This window comes from Streptomyces sp. NPDC050549, assembly GCF_040655035.1.
Classification (GTDB): domain Bacteria; phylum Actinomycetota; class Actinomycetes; order Streptomycetales; family Streptomycetaceae; genus Streptomyces.
The window spans coordinates 78829-95340 of record NZ_JBFAJD010000031.1 but is presented as its reverse complement, the minus strand read 5'-3'; the positions used below and the strand labels follow the sequence as shown (position 1 = coordinate 95340).

General features: G+C 68.8%; 15 protein-coding genes and 1 tRNA gene. 8 read left to right on the top strand and 8 right to left on the bottom strand.

Annotation, left to right across the window (positions count from 1 at the left end; all coding sequences use genetic code 11):
* Position 1: 1 nt before the first annotated feature.
* From AB0I51_RS34665 to AB0I51_RS34650, 4 genes are read left to right on the top strand one after another with little or no spacing between them, the layout of a single operon-like run.
* The gene (locus AB0I51_RS34665; RefSeq protein WP_199827405.1) at positions 2–199 is read left to right on the top strand and encodes a hypothetical protein; all 198 of its coding nucleotides are present in this window, start codon (positions 2–4) and stop codon (positions 197–199) included.
* Positions 196–834 carry an aminodeoxychorismate/anthranilate synthase component II gene (locus AB0I51_RS34660; protein ID WP_362982120.1) on the top strand — a complete coding sequence of 213 codons (639 nt, stop codon included), beginning with the start codon at positions 196–198 and terminating at the stop codon, positions 832–834. Before AB0I51_RS34665 ends, AB0I51_RS34660 begins: the two co-directional genes overlap by 4 nt.
* The gene (locus AB0I51_RS34655; protein WP_362982118.1) at positions 831–1925 is read left to right on the top strand and encodes a class E sortase; all 1095 of its coding nucleotides are present in this window, start codon (positions 831–833) and stop codon (positions 1923–1925) included. Before AB0I51_RS34660 ends, AB0I51_RS34655 begins: the two co-directional genes overlap by 4 nt.
* A gap of 6 nt (positions 1926–1931) precedes the next feature.
* Complete coding sequence (locus tag AB0I51_RS34650) at positions 1932–2687, top strand: class E sortase (RefSeq protein WP_362982116.1); 756 nt, start codon at positions 1932–1934, stop codon at positions 2685–2687.
* 615 nt (positions 2688–3302) lie between these two features.
* On the opposite strand, the gene AB0I51_RS34645 is transcribed toward AB0I51_RS34650, so the two are convergent.
* The 7 genes from AB0I51_RS34645 to AB0I51_RS34615 all read right to left on the bottom strand — a co-directional run bounded on the left by AB0I51_RS34645 (position 3303) and on the right by AB0I51_RS34615 (position 12073).
* Entirely contained in the window at positions 3303–3752 is a 450-nt protein-coding gene (locus AB0I51_RS34645) for a hypothetical protein (protein WP_362982114.1), read from the bottom strand.
* Between the two features lie 184 nt (positions 3753–3936).
* Entirely contained in the window at positions 3937–5949 is a 2013-nt protein-coding gene (gene pknB, locus AB0I51_RS34640) for a Stk1 family PASTA domain-containing Ser/Thr kinase (protein ID WP_362982112.1), read from the bottom strand.
* Between the two features lie 170 nt (positions 5950–6119).
* Positions 6120–7607, bottom strand: a complete 1488-nt coding sequence (locus AB0I51_RS34635) for a penicillin-binding protein 2 (RefSeq protein WP_362982110.1) — start codon at positions 7605–7607, stop codon at positions 6120–6122.
* Positions 7604–9040, bottom strand: a complete 1437-nt coding sequence (locus AB0I51_RS34630) for an FtsW/RodA/SpoVE family cell cycle protein (RefSeq protein ID WP_362982108.1) — start codon at positions 9038–9040, stop codon at positions 7604–7606. Before AB0I51_RS34630 ends, AB0I51_RS34635 begins: the two co-directional genes overlap by 4 nt.
* Before the next feature lie 27 nt (positions 9041–9067).
* Positions 9068–10597 (bottom strand): Stp1/IreP family PP2C-type Ser/Thr phosphatase, encoded by a 1530-nt coding sequence (locus tag AB0I51_RS34625; protein WP_362982158.1) that lies wholly within the window; start codon positions 10595–10597, stop codon positions 9068–9070.
* Between the two features lie 98 nt (positions 10598–10695).
* Positions 10696–11217 carry an FHA domain-containing protein gene (locus AB0I51_RS34620; protein ID WP_043675935.1) on the bottom strand — a complete coding sequence of 174 codons (522 nt, stop codon included), beginning with the start codon at positions 11215–11217 and terminating at the stop codon, positions 10696–10698.
* 10 nt (positions 11218–11227) lie between these two features.
* Complete coding sequence (locus tag AB0I51_RS34615) at positions 11228–12073, bottom strand: DUF3662 and FHA domain-containing protein (protein ID WP_362982105.1); 846 nt, start codon at positions 12071–12073, stop codon at positions 11228–11230.
* Between the two features lie 430 nt (positions 12074–12503).
* Between AB0I51_RS34615 and AB0I51_RS34610 the strand changes: the two genes are divergently transcribed.
* Positions 12504–12587: transfer RNA gene (locus tag AB0I51_RS34610), tRNA-Leu, on the top strand.
* Between the two features lie 85 nt (positions 12588–12672).
* Here AB0I51_RS34610 and AB0I51_RS34605 read toward each other — a convergent pair.
* Positions 12673–13326, bottom strand: a complete 654-nt coding sequence (locus AB0I51_RS34605; RefSeq protein ID WP_362982103.1) for an NAD(P)H-dependent oxidoreductase — start codon at positions 13324–13326, stop codon at positions 12673–12675.
* Positions 13327–13455: 129 nt separating this feature from the next.
* Here AB0I51_RS34605 and AB0I51_RS34600 point away from each other — a divergent pair, with 129 nt between their 5' ends.
* The 3 genes from AB0I51_RS34600 (at position 13456) to AB0I51_RS34590 (ending at position 16512) form a co-directional block, all read left to right on the top strand.
* Positions 13456–13818: a helix-turn-helix domain-containing protein gene (locus AB0I51_RS34600; protein WP_317887244.1), complete on the top strand. Its 363-nt coding sequence runs from the start codon at positions 13456–13458 to the stop codon at positions 13816–13818.
* A gap of 189 nt (positions 13819–14007) precedes the next feature.
* Positions 14008–15417 carry a DUF2252 domain-containing protein gene (locus AB0I51_RS34595; RefSeq protein ID WP_362982101.1) on the top strand — a complete coding sequence of 470 codons (1410 nt, stop codon included), beginning with the start codon at positions 14008–14010 and terminating at the stop codon, positions 15415–15417.
* A gap of 231 nt (positions 15418–15648) precedes the next feature.
* Positions 15649–16512: a J domain-containing protein gene (locus tag AB0I51_RS34590; RefSeq protein ID WP_362982156.1), complete on the top strand. Its 864-nt coding sequence runs from the start codon at positions 15649–15651 to the stop codon at positions 16510–16512.

Here is a 16512-nt window from a genome sequence, read left to right as displayed (position 1 = left end):
CGTGAGTCTGGTGCCGTGGCGCGACGGAAGGGACGGCATGTACGGCTGGATCTGGCGGCATCTGCCGGGCAACGCCTGGGTGAAGGCGCTCATTTCGCTCGTCCTTGCCCTGGCCGTGGTCTACATCCTCTTCCAGTACGTCTTCCCGTGGGCCGAACCGCTGCTGCCCTTCAACGATGTGACGGTGGACAACCAGTGAGTGCACGGATTCTCGTCGTCGACAACTACGACAGCTTCGTCTTCAACCTGGTCCAGTACCTGTACCAGCTGGGCGCCGAGTGCGAGGTGCTGCGCAACGACGAGGTGTCGACGGCGCACGCCCAGGACGGCTTCGACGGCGTCCTCCTCTCGCCCGGCCCCGGCACCCCCGAGGAGGCCGGCGTCTGCATCGAGATGGTGCGGCACTGTGCCTCGACCGGGGTGCCCGTCTTCGGTGTCTGCCTCGGCATGCAGTCGATGCAGGTGGCCTACGGCGGCGTCGTGGACCGCGCCCCCGAACTGCTGCACGGCAAGACCTCGCTCGTCGAGCACGAGGGCCGGGGCGTCTTCGCCGGACTGCCCTCGCCCTTCACTGCGACCCGTTACCACTCCCTGGCGGCCGAACCGGAGACGGTCCCGGCCGAGCTGGAAGTCACCGCCCGGACGCACGACGGCATCATCATGGGCCTGCGCCACCGCGAACTGCCCGTCGAGGGCGTCCAGTTCCACCCGGAGTCGGTACTCACCGAGCACGGCCACCGGATGCTGGCCAACTGGCTGGTGGAGTGCGGCGACCAGGGCGCGGTGGCGAGGTCGGCGGGGCTCGCCCCGGTGGTGGGTAGGGCCACGGCGTGACCGCGCTGCGCCCCGAGCGCGAGTCCGAGGCCTCGTACGGGGAGCAGCCGTACGGGGAGCCGGGCGGGTTCGAGGAGTGGTACGACGCGTCCGCCCAGGTCGTGTCCGGGGTGCCGTACGGTCCGATCGACGAAGAGACCATGGCGCTGCGGATACCGGACCCGCCGCCGGTACGGAGAGGCCACGGTCGGTCCATACCGGCCTCTGGCGCCTCATCCGCCTCATCCTTCACGGGAACCCCCGCGGGTGGCCGTGCGGCCCGGAGAAAGGCCGCCAAGGGCCGTCACGGGCGTCATGGGGGCGCCGGGGCGGCGGAGGAGACCGCCGAGACGACCGAATCCGGTGCCGTCGGCCCGACCGGGGGATCCGGCGCGCCCGTCTCCAGGGTCGAGGCGCGGCGGCGGCAACGCGCGAACAAACCGGGTGCCGCGGTCGTCGCGAGCCGCGCGATCGGCGAGGTGTTCATCACCACCGGCGTGCTGATGCTGCTGTTCGTCACCTACCAGCTGTGGTGGACGAACGTACGGGCGCACGCGCAGGCCGGCAGCGAGGCGAGCCAGCTCCAGAACGACTGGGCGAGCGGGAAACGCGCGCCCGGCGAGTTCGAGCCGGGGCAGGGCTTCGCCATCCTGCACATCCCCAAGCTGGACGTGGTGGCGCCGATCGCCCAGGGCGTCAGCAACAAGAACGTGCTCGACAAGGGCATGGTCGGGCACTACAGCGAGGGCGACCTCAAGACCGCGATGCCGGACGCCAAGACCGGCAACTTCGCGCTCGCCGCGCACCGCAACACCCATGGCGAACCGTTCCGGTACATCAACCAGCTCAAGCCCGGCGACGAGGTCGTGGTCGAGACCCAGACCACGTACTACGTCTACAAGATGACGAAGACGCTGCCCGTGACGTCGCCGAGCAACACCAGCGTCATCGACCCCATCCCCAAGGGCTCGGGTTTCACCACACCCGGCCGGTACATCACGCTGACGACCTGTACGCCGGAGTTCACCAGCAAGTACCGGCTGATCGTCTGGGGCAAGATGGTCGAGGAACGGCCGCGCAGCAAGGGCAAGCCGGATGCGCTCATCGAGTAGGGGCAGATGAACGTGGCAGCGACCACCGACGACACCGAAGAGCAGACCGACACGCCCGCGTCGACGCCGGACCGCCCCCGCGGCACCGGCCCGATCGCGACGGCGGTCAGCCTCTTCGGCGAACTCCTCATCACGGCGGGCCTGATTCTCGGCCTGTTCGTCGTCTACTCCCTGTGGTGGACGAACGTCGTCGCCGACCGCACGGCCGACAAACAGGCCGACAAGGTCCGCAACAACTGGTCCAAGGACAAGGACACCGGCCCCGGCGCGCTCGACACCAAGGACGGCATCGGCTTCCTGCACGTGCCCGCGATGAAGAACGGCGAGGTCCTGGTCGAGAAGGGCACCGGCACGGACGTCCTGAACGACGGCGTCGCCGGCTACTACACCGACCCCGTCAAGGCCGTCCTGCCCACCACCGGCAAGACCGGCAACTTCACCCTCGCCGCCCACCGCGACGGCCACGGCGCCAAGTTCCACAACATCGACAAGCTCAAGAAGGGCGACCCGATCGTCTTCGAGACGAAGGACAAGTGGTACGTCTACAAGGTCTACGACATCCTTCCCGAGACCTCGAAGTACAACGTGAAGACCCTCGCCCAGATCCCCGTGGAGTCCGGCAGGAAGAAGGCCGGCCACTACATCACGCTGACGACCTGCACGCCGGTGTACACCTCCCGGTACCGGTACGTGGTGTGGGGGGAGCTGGTGCGGGTGGACAAGGTGGACAGTGCGCGGACACCGCCGGCGGAGCTGCGTTGACTGACCTCATTATGGGAGGTCGGTCGCCCAGCATGACGGGGGCCCGAAGCCGCAACCAGCTCTTGCGGCTTCGGGGCTTTGGACAGCTCGGCGGGAGAACAGCGCCAGTGAGCGTGTACGCGACTGGATCCCACTGAGCTCCTTGAAGGAGCTCACTTCTGCGCCGATTCGTTGATCACGTTCTGCCCTTCCGATTGTGGTGTGGCCCTTCGGCCGGGGCAGAGCTCAGGGAGTCCACCCCGACCGATCAACGAGTCGTCACATATGAAGACATGATCGGTATAGGCACTACCGTGCGATGAAGGCGTCGAATCGCAACAGCGGCTGAGCGCTGGCGTCGCCGCGTCAGGAGTCCTGCAGCCAGAGGCGTCCGAAAGCCTGTCAGCGACCAGGCACCCTCGAACCGAATCGTCAGACTTCCCTTCGGGAAGGCCGCCCGTGCCACCCGCACCGTCTCCGCCGGGATCTCACCGGACCCGCTCGAACGCGTCGGCACCCAAACGCTCCCCACACAACAATGCCGGTGTCCAGACCACAACCAGGTCTTGGACACCGGCTTCACGCGAGGCCCCGAATAACCAACAACATCCGATCGTGATCCTGGATCCTCGGCATCTAGCAGTGCACGGGGCCGTACTGGTCTCCGGCGACCACGCCGTTGTGCGTGCGCGACCCGGAGACGAGAATGCAGTGGCCTGCCGCGGGGACTGACACGGGCCCCGCGTAGTACTGGTAGCTGCCGGCGTCAGCCTGTCTGGTGATCGCCCCGCCGACACAGCTGCTGAGCGTGGTCCCCGAACACTCCGAGATGCTCGCCATGGTCGTCTCCGAGGTCCCGTAGCCGCCGGCGGTGGTGACTACCGTCACCGCGCAGTTCTTGCCCGTCGAGGAGTCGTAGTACAGGTGGATCGTCGCGTACTGGGTTCCTCCGTCCGTCTTCACCGGGTAGGTGTCGATCTGTGATCCGGAGCAGCCGTATCCCGCGGCGCTCGCCGCTGGCGCGAAGACCACGCCGGACGCGATGACGGCAGCGGTCGCTGCGAGTACTCCCAGTGCCTTGCGCATTTTGTCTCCTTCTGGTTTGGCCGGGCTGGAGCCTATGCCAGAAAGATCATTTGGCACCACCGAATTCGGCCAACTCCTTTACATCGCAACGAAGTTGGCCGAGGTGGCGACTCGGACCCAAATGACAGAGCCCTGCCACCTTGCGAAGGGTGGCAGGGCTCGATGCGGGGACGAACAGATGGGGTCAGTTCTTCGTGTGGTACGAGGTTCCGGTGACGCCGCCGAAGAAGTTGTTGCCGCCGTTGTTGCCGCCGTTGTTGTTGCCGGTGCCCACGGTGGTGAGGGTGATCGTCGTGTTGTTCGGGTCGACCGTGTTGCCCGCGCCCGGGTCGATCCCGGTCACGATCGCGTTGTCGCTCTGATCGCTGCCGTCGGCGAACTGGATGTTGTTGAAGCCGTTCTGCTGCAGGATCTGCTTGGCGTTCTTCACCGTCTGGGTGACGACGTTCGGGACCTGGACCTGCGACGACTTGCCGATCTGGATGTTGACCGTGGAGTTCTTGTCGACCTGGGTGTTGGCCTGCGGATCGGTCGAGACGACCTTGCCGACCAGGTTGGGGTCGCTGGTGTCGACCTCGGTGCAGTTACCCACGAGGTTGTTCGCGGTCATCTGCGCCTTGGCGTCGTCACAGCTCTTGCCGCTGACGTCCGGGACCGTGGACTTCGCCTGGGCCTTGGCGACGGTGAGGGTGATGGTGGTGCCCTTCTCCACCTCCGCGCCGAGCTTCGGGTTCTGCTCCAGGACCGTACCCGGGTCCTCCGCGGACACCTTCTGCTTCGTCTCCACCTTGAACTGGTACTTGTCGCCCTCAAGGGTCGTGGTGGCGTCGTCGACGTTCTGGCCGAGGACGCTCGGCACGACCACCTTCGGGGCTCCGGTCGAGACGACCAGGTTGATGGTGTCGCCCTTGTTGACGTCGGCCCCCGCTGTCGGGTCCTGCGAGCAGACGCTGCCCTTCGGCGCGTTCTCGCAGGCCTTGCGGGTGGGCTCGGCCAGCTTCAGACCGGCGTTGACGGCCATGGTCTTCGCGGTGTCGTAGGTCTGGCCGACGAAGTTCGGGGCCGCGAACGGCTTGTCCGCGCCGCCGCTGCCGCTGAACGCCCACTTCCCGATCAGGATCGCGCCCACCAGCACCAGGACGGCCGCCACGACCAGCAGGATCGTCGAGGTGTTCGACTTCTTCTTCTGCTGGCGGCGCCGGTCGGGGCGGTCGTCGTAGCCGAAGCCGCCGTCGTCCGGGTTCATGGGGGGCAGCATCGTGGTGGCGCCGGGGTCGGCACGCAGGGCCGTGGTGGCCTGGTCGTCGCCGTAGCCGCCGTAGCCGACCGAACCCATCGCCGCCGTCGCCGCGACCGGCTGGCCGTCGAGGCACGCCTCGATGTCCATGCGCATCTCGTCGGCCGACTGGTAGCGGTAGTTGGGGTCCTTGACCAGGGCCCGCAGCACGATCGCGTCCATCTCGGGCGTGATCTCGGGGTCGAAGACCGACGGCGGCTGCGGCTCCTCGCGCACGTGCTGGTACGCGACCGCGACCGGGGAGTCGCCTACGAAGGGCGGCCGTACGGTCAGGAGTTCGTAGAGGAGGCAGCCCGTCGAGTAGAGGTCCGAGCGGGCATCGACCTGCTCACCCTTCGCCTGCTCCGGGGAGAGGTACTGGGCGGTGCCGATGACCGCGGAGGTCTGCGTCATCGTCATGCCGGAGTCGCCCATGGCGCGGGCGATGCCGAAGTCCATCACCTTGACCTGGCCGGTGCGCGTCAGCATGACGTTGGCCGGCTTGATGTCGCGGTGCACGATGCCGTTGCGGTGCGAGTACTCCAGGGCCTGGAGGATGCCGATGGTCATCTCCATGGAGCGCTCCGGCAGCAGCTTGCGGCCACTGTGGAGGAGCTCACGGAGGGTGGAACCGTCGACGTACTCCATGACGATGTACGGGATCGAGACCCCGTCGACGTAGTCCTCGCCCGTGTCGTAGACCGCGACGATCGCGGGATGGTTGAGCGAGGCGGCCGACTGGGCCTCCCGGCGGAACCGGGCCTGGAAGGAAGGGTCGCGCGCAAGGTCGACGCGCAGCGTCTTCACCGCCACCGTGCGGCCGAGGCGTGTGTCATGGGCGAGGTAGACCTCCGCCATGCCACCACGGCCGAGCACCTGGCCCAGCTCGTACCGGCCGCCGAGGCGACGCGGCTCTTCCATAGTTCCCTACCAGCCCTCTCCGTCGGTCCCGACCCGCACGGGTGTGCGGTCGGAGGCTAGCCGTCCGGGCCTACCGTACCCGGCTGGCTTTGTGTGACCTGGCCAAGCCCGTCACCCGATACAGGACCGGTATCGCAACGTGCACCGATGTGAAGGGGACGTGAGCGGGGTCACTTCTTGCTGTTGATGACCGCCTCCATCACGCTCTTCGCGATGGGGGCCGCGAGACCGCCGCCGGAGATGTCGTCACGGTTGGCGCTGGAGTCCTCGATCACCACGGCCACGGCCACCGGCGAACTGCCGTCGGCGAGCTTGGCGTAGGACACGAACCAGGCGTACGGGTTCTCGCTGTTGGCGACGCCGTGCTGGGCGGTACCGGTCTTGCCGCCGACGGTCACGCCGGGGATCTGCGCGTTCTTGCCGGTGCCGTCCTTGACGACGGTCTCCATCATCGACTGCAGGATCTGCGCGTTCTTCGACGACAGCGGCTGGCTCATCTCCTGCGGCTCGGTCTGCGCGATGGTGTCGACGTTCGAGGACTGGAGCTTGTCGACCATGTACGGCTTCATCAGCTTGCCGTCGTTGGCGACCGCGGAGGCGACCATGGCCATCTGCAGCGGGGTGGCGGCGGTGTTGAACTGGCCGATCGAGGACAGCGCGGTCTGCGAGGGGTTCATGTTGTCGGAGAAGACCGAGGCGCTGGAGCGGATCGGCGTGAACTGCTCGGCGTCGAAGCCGAACTTCTTCGCCTCGGCCAGCATCTTCGCGTTGCCCAGGTCGGCGCCGATCTTGCCGAACACGCTGTTGCAGGAGACCCGCAGCGCCTCCCGCAGGGTCGCGTTCTTGCAGGGGATGTTGCCCTCGTTCTTCAGCTCGGTCGTGGTGCCCTTCATGATGTAGGGCAGCGGCGAGTCGGTCGCCGTGTCGGCGGACGAGTACAGGTTGTTCTCCAGTGCCGCGGCCGCGGTGACCACCTTGAAGGTGGAGCCCGGCGGGTAGGTCTCGCGCAGCGCCCGGTTGAGCATCGGGTCGTTCGGGTCGTACTTCTTCTGCAGCTTCTGCCACGCCTTGGCGTCCGTGGTGGTGGAGTTCCCGGCGAACGTCGACGGGTCGTACGACGGGTAGGACGCCAGCGCCAGGATCTTGCCGGTGGACGGGTCGAGGGCGACGACCGCGCCCTTGCCGCCCTGCTTCGTCAGACCGCTCCACGCGGCCTTCTGCGCGGCCTCGTTCAGGGTGGTGACGACATCGCCGCCGGACTTGTCCTTGCCCGTGATCATGTCGAGGGTGTTGCGGAAGAAGAGCCGGTCGTCGGTGCCGGAGAGGATGCCGTCCTCGATGGACTCCAGCTGGTTGGCGCCGAAGGCCTGCGAGGCGTATCCCGTGACCGGCGCCCACATCGCGCCGTTCTTGTAGGTGCGCTTGTACTTGAGGTCGTTCAGCCCGGAGGTGCTGGTCTCGGTGGAACCCGTGATCGGGTTGCCGTCCACGATGATGTCGCCGCGCGGGGTCGAGTAGCGGGCGATGGTGACACGGCGATTCTTCGGGTCGTCCTTGAGACTGTCGGCCTTCACGTACTGGAGCCAGTTGTCGCGCAGCAGCAGGGTGAGGACCAGCAGACCGCAGAAGAGCGCGATCCGGCGCAGGGGCTTGTTCATGACGGGCGGACCACCTGGGTCATCTCGGCGTCGGGGCTGGGGGCCGGCGTGGGGGCCGGGCGGCGGGCGGTGTCACTGATGCGGATCAGGATGCCGATCAGGGCCCAGTTGGCGATGACAGAGGAACCGCCGTACGCGACGAACGGCATCGTCATACCGGTCAGCGGGATGAGGCCCATCACACCGCCGGCGACGACGAAGACCTGGAGGGCCATGCCGCCGGAGAGGCCTACGGCGAGGAGCTTGCCGAAGGGGTCGCGGGCGGCGAGGGCGGTGCGGACACCGCGCTCCACGATCAGGCCGTAGAGGAGCAGGATCGCCATGATGCCGGCGAGGCCCAGTTCCTCGCCGAAGGTGGCGAGGATGAAGTCGGAGTTGGCGGCGAACCGGATGAGGTCGGAGTGGCCCTGGCCGAGACCGGTGCCGAGCGTGCCGCCCGAGCCAAAGGCCCACAGGGCCTCCATCGACTGCGCGGAGTGGCCGGGGACGGTCTTGCTGAGCGTGTACTCCTTCATCGGGTTCAGCCAGGCCTGCACACGCTGCTGGACGTGCGATTCGAAGCTGGCCACGCCGACCGCGCCGGCCGCGGACATCAGCAGACCGAAGACGATCCAGCTGGTCCGCTCGGTGGCGACGTACAGCATGATGATGAACATTCCGAAGAACAGCAGCGAGGTGCCGAGGTCCGTCTCGAAGACCAGGATCAGGATCGAGATGAACCAGACGACCAGGATCGGGCCGAGGTCGCGCCCGCGCGGCAGGTACAGGCCCATGAAGCGGCGGCTGGCCAGCGCGAGCGCGTCGCGCTTCACCATCAGGTAGCCGGCGAAGAAGATCGCCAGCACGATCTTCGCGAACTCACCGGGCTGGATGGAGAATCCGCCGACCGAGATCCAGATCTTCGCGCCGTAGATGTTGGCGCCGAGGCCCGGCACCAGCGGCAGCAGCAGCAGGACCAGCGCGCCGACCATGGAGATGTAGGTGTAGCGCTGCAGGGCGCGGTGGTCCTTGAGGAAGATCAGCACGACGGCGAACAGTCCGATGCCCATCGCGGTGTACAGCAGCTGCCGGGGCGCCGCGTTGCCCGCCTGGTTGATCGACTGCAGCAGTTTCGACTGGTCGAGCCGCCAGATGACGACCAGTCCGAGGCCGTTGAGCAGGGTGGCCAGGGGCAGCAGCAACGGGTCCGCGTACGGGGCGAACTTCCGTACGACGAAGTGGGCGACGCCGGCCAGCAGGCCGAGGCCCAGTCCGTAGCTCAGCAGGCCGGACGGCACCTTGTCGTTGATGGCCAGGCCCACGTTGGCGTACGCGAAGACCGGGATGACGACCGCGAACAGCAGCAGCGCCAACTCGGTGTTGCGTCTGCTCGGTGCGCCGATGGCGCCGATCGTGGACGTGTGGTGCGTCGGCGAATTGGTTGAACTGCTCATCGTGTGACGGGGCCTCTCACGGCTTGCCTATTGCTTGCTGCACTGCGAGACGACCTGCTGCTCTTCCTCCGAAAGACTGGGACCGGGGCTGGGAGTTGCAGACTTGGTCGGGGACGGGGACGTCGAGGCCGAAGGTGACGGCGTGGCCTTGGACGTGAGGGAGGTGCTGGTGGTTCCCGTGGTGCCACTGGGCTTGCCGGCGGCGGCCTCGCGCTCGGACTGCTTCTTGCACGCGGAGGCCTGCACCGCCAGGTCGTCGATCTTCTTCTGGGCGTCCTGGAGACCGCCCTCGGCGATCGTCGCCTTGACCTGCTTCTGCTGGTAGGGCGGTAGGTACTTGAGTTCGATGTCGGGGTGGTCCTTCTCCACCTTCGACAGTGAGACCCAGGCGAGGTCCTGGCTGATGCCCCGGTACAGCGCTACGTGTTCGCCGTTGGCGCCGACGAAGTACTGCGTCTGCGTCCAGCGCCAGCCGCCGTAGAGACCGCCGCCGATGACGGCCAGCGTCAGCACGGTGTAGAAGGATCTCTTCAGCCACTTGCGGCCCTTGGAGGGCTTCACGAAGTCGTCGTCGGTGTAGTCCCCGAAGCTGCCCGAGGGGACGTAGCCGGTGGTGTCGCCGGAGCCGGGCGGGCCGAACTCGCCGCCCCCGCCGCCCTGTCCGGGCACCTGGCGGCCGAGCCCGGAGGCGCGGCCGGCCGGGGTCTGCATGATGCCGTTGTCGTGCAGGTGGAGTTGGTTCTCGGCGACCGCGCCGACGATGACCGGGGTGTCCGACAGCTGCGCGGCGAGGGTGTCGCCGGTGTCGAGGTCCAGGACGTCGGCGATGATCACCGTGATGTTGTCGGGGCCGCCGCCGCGCAGCGCGAGCTGGATCAGCTCCTGGACGGTCTCCTGGGGGCCCTGGTAGCTGGCGAGAGTGTCCTCCATCGTCTGGTGGGAGACGACTCCGGACAGCCCGTCGGAGCAGATCAAGTACCGGTCGCCGGCGCGGACTTCACGGATCGACAGGTCCGGCTCGACGTGGTCGCCGCTGCCGAGCGCGCGCATCAGGAGGGCGCGCTGCGGGTGGGTGGTGGCCTCTTCCTCGGTGATCCGGCCCTCGTCGACCAGGCGCTGCACCCAGGTGTGGTCCTGCGTGATCTGGGTCAGCACGCCGTCGCGCAGCAGGTAGGCGCGGGAGTCCCCGACATGGACGAGGCCGAGCCGCTGCCCGGTCCACAGCAGGGCGGTGAGCGTGGTGCCCATGCCCTCCAGCTGGGGGTCCTCCTCGACCATCATCCGCAGCTGGTCGTTGGCCCGCTGCACGGCGGTGCCGAGCGAGGTGAGGATGTCGGAGCCCGGCACGTCGTCGTCGAGCGAGACGATGGTGGAGATCACCTCGGAGGAGGCGACCTCACCGGCGGCCTGGCCACCCATCCCGTCGGCGATCGCGAGGAGGCGGGGACCGGCGTAGCCCGAGTCCTCGTTGCCCTCGCGGATCATGCCTTTGTGCGATCCGGCGGCGAAGCGCAGTGACAGACTCATGCGCACCTCGCCCGTCGGCTCCGGGTACATCCGCACGGTGCCCACCCTCCGGTCGGGAGCGCGCCGGGGTCCGCCAGGCGGTCCGCCGGTGCGTGCTCGCTCCGCTCGCGCTCATTCATGACGTGGCACTACTTCCGCAGCTCGATGACGGTCTTGCCGATGCGGATCGGCGCGCCCAGCGGAATCGGTGTGGGGGTCGTCAGCCGGGACCGGTCCAGGTACGTGCCGTTGGTGGATCCGAGGTCCTCGACGATCCACTGGCCGTCGCGGTCCGGGTAGATCCTGGCATGCCGGCTGGAGGCGTAGTCGTCGTCCAGCACGATCGTCGAATCGTGCGCCCGGCCCAGGGTGATGGTCTGGCCCTGGAGCGCGACGGTGGTGCCGGTGAGGATTCCCTCACTGACGACGAGTTTGGTGGGGGCGTTACGGCGCTGCCGGCCGCCCCCGCTCGGCTGCTGCTGGCGCTGTTGTGGAGGCGCCGCCTGCCGGGCGGCCTGCTGCTGCGGCCGTCCCGCGTCCCGTCGCGAGCCGCGCTGTGTGACACGCGTTCCGAACAGGTCGCTGCGGATGACCTGCACGGCCACGATCACGAACAGCCACAGTACGGCCAGGAAACCCAGCCGCATGACCGTGAGGGTCAGCTCTGACATTGCCCCCGCTTCACCCTTCGGCTTGCCGGTAAATGATGGTGGTGCTGCCCACGACGATCCGCGAGCCGTCGCGGAGCGTAGCGCGGGTGGTGTGCTGCCCGTCCACCACGATGCCGTTGGTGGACCCGAGATCCTGGATCGTCGAGGGCGTTCCGGTCCGGATCTCACAGTGCCGGCGGGATACGCCGGGGTCGTCGATCCGCACGTCGGCTTCGGTGCTGCGGCCCATCACCAACGTCGCGCGGGAGATCTGATGGCGGGCGCCGTTGATCTCCACCCAGTACCGCATCCGCACGCCGGGCGCCGGGGCGGCGGGCGCGGGCTGGAGGTACGGCGCCGAGCCCCGGCCACCGGGCGGCGGTGCGGCCGGCATGGGCGGCGGGGCGCTCGCGGGGGCGGCGGGCGGATAGCCGTAGCCGCCGGGTCGGCCCGCTGCCGGGGGTGCCGCCGGAGCGGGGGTCCCGGGTGCCTGCTGGTTGGTGGAGGAGGCGAGCGTACGACTGCGCACCCGGTACAGACCGGTGTCGAGGTCCTCGGCCTTCTCCAGGTGGACCTTGATGGGTCCCATGAAGGTGTAGCGCTGCTGCTTGGCGTAGTCGCGGACCATGCCGGCGAGCTCGTCGCCGAGCTGGCCGGAGTAGGGGCTGAGCCGCTCGAAGTCCGGCGTGCTCAGCTCCACGATGAAGTCATTGGGTACGACGGTCCGATCGCGGTTCCAGATCGTGGCGTTGTTGTCGCACTCGCGCTGGAGCGCGCCGGCGATCTCGACGGGCTGGACCTCGGACTTGAACACCTTGGCGAAGGTGCCGTTGACCAGACCTTCGAGGCGTTGCTCGAACTTCTTCAGGACTCCCATGGGGCACCTCCTCCGTCGTTGCCGCACTGGTTGTCGTACCGACTGCCGTGCCGGCTGCCTTGGTACTGCTTACTGATCGTATCCACGCGCCGGTAAATCGGCTGGTTCCCCCTTGTCGGCCCGTCGAACTCCTTCTGCACTACTCCTGCCCAGGATCGTAGAGGGGGCCGCAGACAAGTGTCCCGCACCTGACTGTGGACCTTGTCCCCCTCCTGGGGAGATGGCCGCTACCGGTACGAGGTTGATACGTGAACCGGCCCACGTTGATACGTAGCGGGAGGTGCGAGGTGTTCGGAGGGGGCGCCGGTGGTCCCCGGGGCAGGTCACGGGGTGTGGATAAGGGATGTGAATCCACCCCGGGCACCGTGCTAATCTTCTGCATGTCGGAAGGCGCCAGCCCCCTGGGGGACAGCCCGAAGACACACCCAATGCGCGGGTGGCGGAATAGGCAGACGCGCTGGATTCAGGTTCCAGTGCCCGAAAGGGCGTGGGGGTTCAACTCCCCCCTCGCGCACAACAATGTGGAAGCCCCCCAGGTCTCGGACCTGGGGGGCTTCTTCTTGTGTGGTTCTCACCTCAGGTGAGGACAATCACAGCTTCTAGGCGGCGAGCCGTTCCGCCAGTTCCTTCGCCTTGGCCGCCGCGTCGTCGAGGGCGCGCTCGCGGGACGCCTCGTAGAGCGGGACCAGGTCGGACATTGCCGGGTTCTGCGGGGCCATGGTGAGCTCCGGGACGATGAACTCCAGTTCCGTGCCGAGGGTGTCGGCGAAGACCGCGCGCAGATAGGTCTGCACGTACTCGAAGCCTTCGCGCGGGGTGCCGGGTCCGTAGGCGCCGCCGCGGCTGGCGATCACGGTGACCGGGGTGCCCTTGATCTTCGAGTCCTCGGTGCCGGCGGTGCGGCCCATGAGGATCACGTTGTCCAGCCAGGCCTTCAAGGTCGAGGGGATGGCGAAGTTGTACATCGGGGCGCCGATCAGCACCGCGTCCGCCTGCTCCAGCTCCTCTATGAGCTGCACGCGCGCGGCGAAGGCCGCCGCCTGCCCGGGCGTGTGCGTGGCCGGGTCGGCGAAGCCGGCGGTGTGGGCCTCGGCGGTGATGTGCGGCACGGGGTGCGCGGCGAGGTCGCGGTGGATCACCGTGCCCCCCGGGTGCTGTTCCTCCCAGGACGTGCGGAAGGCGTCGGCGACGGCGCGGGAGGCGGAGGCGCCGGCGGGGAACACGGAGGAGTCGATGTGCAGAAGCGTGGCCATGGGGTCTCCAGGGGGCTGGGCTCGCCGGGCAGTCGTTTTGCTCAGCGGCTAAAGTTTCGTACTCGACTATGAATAACACAGGTACTTACTTTTTTATATCACTATTCCGGAGGGCAGTACCCTGAGGCCATGACGGTCGAGCAGGAACACGGCACGGACCTGTGCAAGCAGGTCGACAAGGGCATCACCCGTGTCTTCCAGCTGTTCGGAAAGCGCTGGACCGGGCCGATCGTGGCCGTCCTGATGGCACAGCCCATGCACTTCTCCGACCTCCGCCGGGCCATCCCGGGCATCAGCGAGCGCATGCTCTCCGACCGGCTCACCGAACTCGGCGCCGCCGGCCTGCTCGTCCGCGAGGTCGACGAGGGCCCGCCGCTGCGCGTCTCGTACCGGCTCACCGAGGCCGGCAAGGCCCTGGAACCGGCACTCCGGGAGCTCGGCGAGTGGGCCAAGGTGCATCTGCCCGAGGGGTGGGAGTCGGGCAACTGCTGAGGCGTGGCGCCGGGTGGTCGTAGAGGCCCGGCCCGTGCGGGGTCCGCCGGGCGCCGTGGGTTTTCCACAGGCGTGGCGCTGTCCACAGGTGCCGAGTTGTCCACAGGGTCTGACGTGTTTTCGCCACCGGCTGTACGGTCGTCGCGAGTTGATGTTCGTGCGTGCGCAAGTGCGGGGGAGGCGGTCGCTATGACCGAGGCCGGAATCGGTGTGGGGCGCAGGCTGCCCGGAGTGCGGGGCTTCGCCACCTGGCCGGTGGAGGGATCGCCCAAGGAAGAGGGCAAGGCGCTGCGGGAGAGCGTCCCGCGCGGCACGCACGCCACGCTCGACCTGGACGGCTCCCGCCCCGACGCGGTGACCGCCGTGGAGGAGTCCGGCCGCGGCCGCATCCCCGGGCTCACACCGATACGGGTGGGCCGGATGGCGGCCACCCCCTTCGCCTTCCTGCGCGGTTCCGCCGGCCTGATGGCCCACGACCTCGCCCGCACCCCCATGACCGGGATCGGCGCCCAGATCTGCGGCGACGCCCACGCGGCCAACTTCGGCCTGTACGGCGACGCCCGCGGCGGCCTGGTCATCGACCTGAACGACTTCGACGAGACCGTGCACGGCCCCTGGGAGTGGGACCTCAAGCGGCTCGCCGCCTCGCTGGTGCTCGCGGGCCGGGAAGCCGGCGCCGACGAGGACACCTGCCGTACGGCGGCGCACGGCGCGGTGGGCTCCTACCGCCGCACCATGCGGCTGCTGGCGAAGCTCCCGGTGCTGGACGCGTGGAACGCCATCGCGGACGAGGAGCTGGTCTCCCACGCCGACGCCCGCGACCTGCTCGGCACCCTGGAGCGGGTCTCCGAGAAGGCGCGGGGCAACACCAGCGGGCGGTTCGCGGCCAAATCGACCGAGGCCGCCGAGGACGGCGGGCGCCGCTTCGTCGACGCCTCACCGGTGCTGCGCCGGATCCCGGACGAGGAGGCGGCGGCGGTCGCGGCGGCCCTGGAGTCCTATCTCGACACGCTCTCCGAGGACCGCCTCCCGCTGCTCGCCCGGCACACGGTGCACGACGTCGCCTTCCGCGTCGTCGGCACGGGCAGCGTCGGCACGCGGTCGTACGTCGTGCTGCTGCTGGACCACCGCGGCGAACCGCTGGTCCTCCAGGTGAAGGAGGCCCGCCCCTCGGCGCTGGTGCCGCATCTGCTGACCGCCGGGTTCGACGCACCGGCCGTCCCGCACGAGGGCCGGCGCGTGGTGCTCGGGCAGAAGCGGATGCAGGTCGTCAGCGACATCCTGCTGGGCTGGACGACGGTCGACGGACTGCCGTTCCAGGTACGGCAGTTCCGCAACCGCAAGGGCAGCGTCGACCCCGCCGCCCTCGCCGCCGACCAGATCGACGACTACGGCCGGATGACCGGCGCTCTCCTGGCCCGCGCCCACGCCCACAGCGCCGACCCGCGCCTGGTCGCCGGGTACTGCGGCAAGAACGACGAACTGGACGAGGCGATAGCGACGTTCGCCGTCGACTACGCCGACCGGACCGAGGCGGACCACGCGGAGCTGGTGGCGGCCGTGCGGTCGGGGCGGATCGCTGCGGAGCTGGGGGTGTGAGGTACTGGTGGAGCCGCCCGGGCACGCTGTTCGTCGCCCGCCGGGACCTGTCGGCCGAGTGGTCGGTGCCCGACTGTCCGGAGGCGAGGGGCGGCCGTGGCCTACGCTGGTCGGGTGACGACCCCGGAAGCTGAGCAGTCCCAGTCCGCGCCCGTTGGAGAACCGGTGCCGGAGCAGGCTGGTGCCGACGAGGTGCCGTCTGCCGCCGGAGCCGCGGCGGGTGAGGGTTCCGTGCGCGAGGACAGCGCGGCCGGCACCGGCCCGGTGGACGGTGCGGCACCCCGGCCCGAGGAGCGGCTGGAGCGGGCCGTACGGGCCGCCGAGCAGGCGTTGATCGAGTACGAGATCGCGGTGGACACCTTCCGCATCGAGGTCGAGAACTTCTCCCGGCTGCACCACCAGAAGCTCGGCCCGATGTACTCCAGGCTCGACGAGCTGGACGCGCGGATCGCCGAGGCGAAGGCCGCGCGCAGCGGTGACCCCGAGGACATCCGCCTGGCGGACGAGGCCCGGGCCCGGGTGATGCCGATGCCGGCGGTCGAGGAGCTGTTCCACGGCTGGATGGACGGCGACGGCCTGTTCCCCGAGGCCGCGGCGATGCTCACGGACCAGCCGGTACGGCCCCCGCAGCGGGTGCGCCCCAGCGAGGAGGCCCGCAAGCTCTACCGCGAGCTGGCCCGGAAGGCCCACCCCGACCTGGCGCAGGACGACGACGAGCGCAAGCGGCGCGAGGAGTTCATCACCCGGGTCAACGCCGCCTACAGCCGAGGCGACGCCCCGCTGCTGCGCGAGCTGGCCGAGGAGTGGGCCGCGGGACCGGCCCCGGCGGAGCGCGGCCCGAGCCCCAGCGAGGAGCTCTACGCCCGCCTCGAATGGCTCGCCCAGCGCAAGGAACTGCTCACCCTCGTCGCCCGGGAACTGGAGGAGGGCGCCATCGGCTCCATGCTCCGGATCGCGCCGGACGACCCCGACCGCCTCCTCGACGAGATCGCGGAGCAGCTGCTCGCGCAAGTCTCCGAGCGGGAGGCCGAGTTGGCGGCCCTGCTCGGGGAGCCGGACACGTCGGCCGGAGCGTCGGGTAGCGTCGAGTCATGA

What these genes read in the sequence shown, in the direction of transcription:
- AB0I51_RS34615 (WP_362982105.1), bottom strand. Translation starts at nt 12,073, where the DNA reads ATGGGAGTCCTGAAGAAGTTCGAGCAACGCCTCGAAGGTCTGGTCAAC.
- AB0I51_RS34605 (WP_362982103.1), bottom strand. Translation starts at nt 13,326, where the DNA reads ATGGCCACGCTTCTGCACATCGACTCCTCCGTGTTCCCCGCCGGCGCC.
- AB0I51_RS34595 (WP_362982101.1), top strand. Translation starts at nt 14,008, where the DNA reads ATGACCGAGGCCGGAATCGGTGTGGGGCGCAGGCTGCCCGGAGTGCGG.
- AB0I51_RS34635 (WP_362982110.1), bottom strand. Translation starts at nt 7,607, where the DNA reads ATGAACAAGCCCCTGCGCCGGATCGCGCTCTTCTGCGGTCTGCTGGTC.
- AB0I51_RS34650 (WP_362982116.1), top strand. Translation starts at nt 1,932, where the DNA reads ATGAACGTGGCAGCGACCACCGACGACACCGAAGAGCAGACCGACACG.
- AB0I51_RS34625 (WP_362982158.1), bottom strand. Translation starts at nt 10,597, where the DNA reads ATGTACCCGGAGCCGACGGGCGAGGTGCGCATGAGTCTGTCACTGCGC.
- AB0I51_RS34630 (WP_362982108.1), bottom strand. Translation starts at nt 9,040, where the DNA reads ATGAGCAGTTCAACCAATTCGCCGACGCACCACACGTCCACGATCGGC.
- AB0I51_RS34600 (WP_317887244.1), top strand. Translation starts at nt 13,456, where the DNA reads ATGACGGTCGAGCAGGAACACGGCACGGACCTGTGCAAGCAGGTCGAC.
- AB0I51_RS34645 (WP_362982114.1), bottom strand. Translation starts at nt 3,752, where the DNA reads ATGCGCAAGGCACTGGGAGTACTCGCAGCGACCGCTGCCGTCATCGCG.
- AB0I51_RS34620 (WP_043675935.1), bottom strand. Translation starts at nt 11,217, where the DNA reads ATGTCAGAGCTGACCCTCACGGTCATGCGGCTGGGTTTCCTGGCCGTA.
- pknB (WP_362982112.1), bottom strand. Translation starts at nt 5,949, where the DNA reads ATGGAAGAGCCGCGTCGCCTCGGCGGCCGGTACGAGCTGGGCCAGGTG.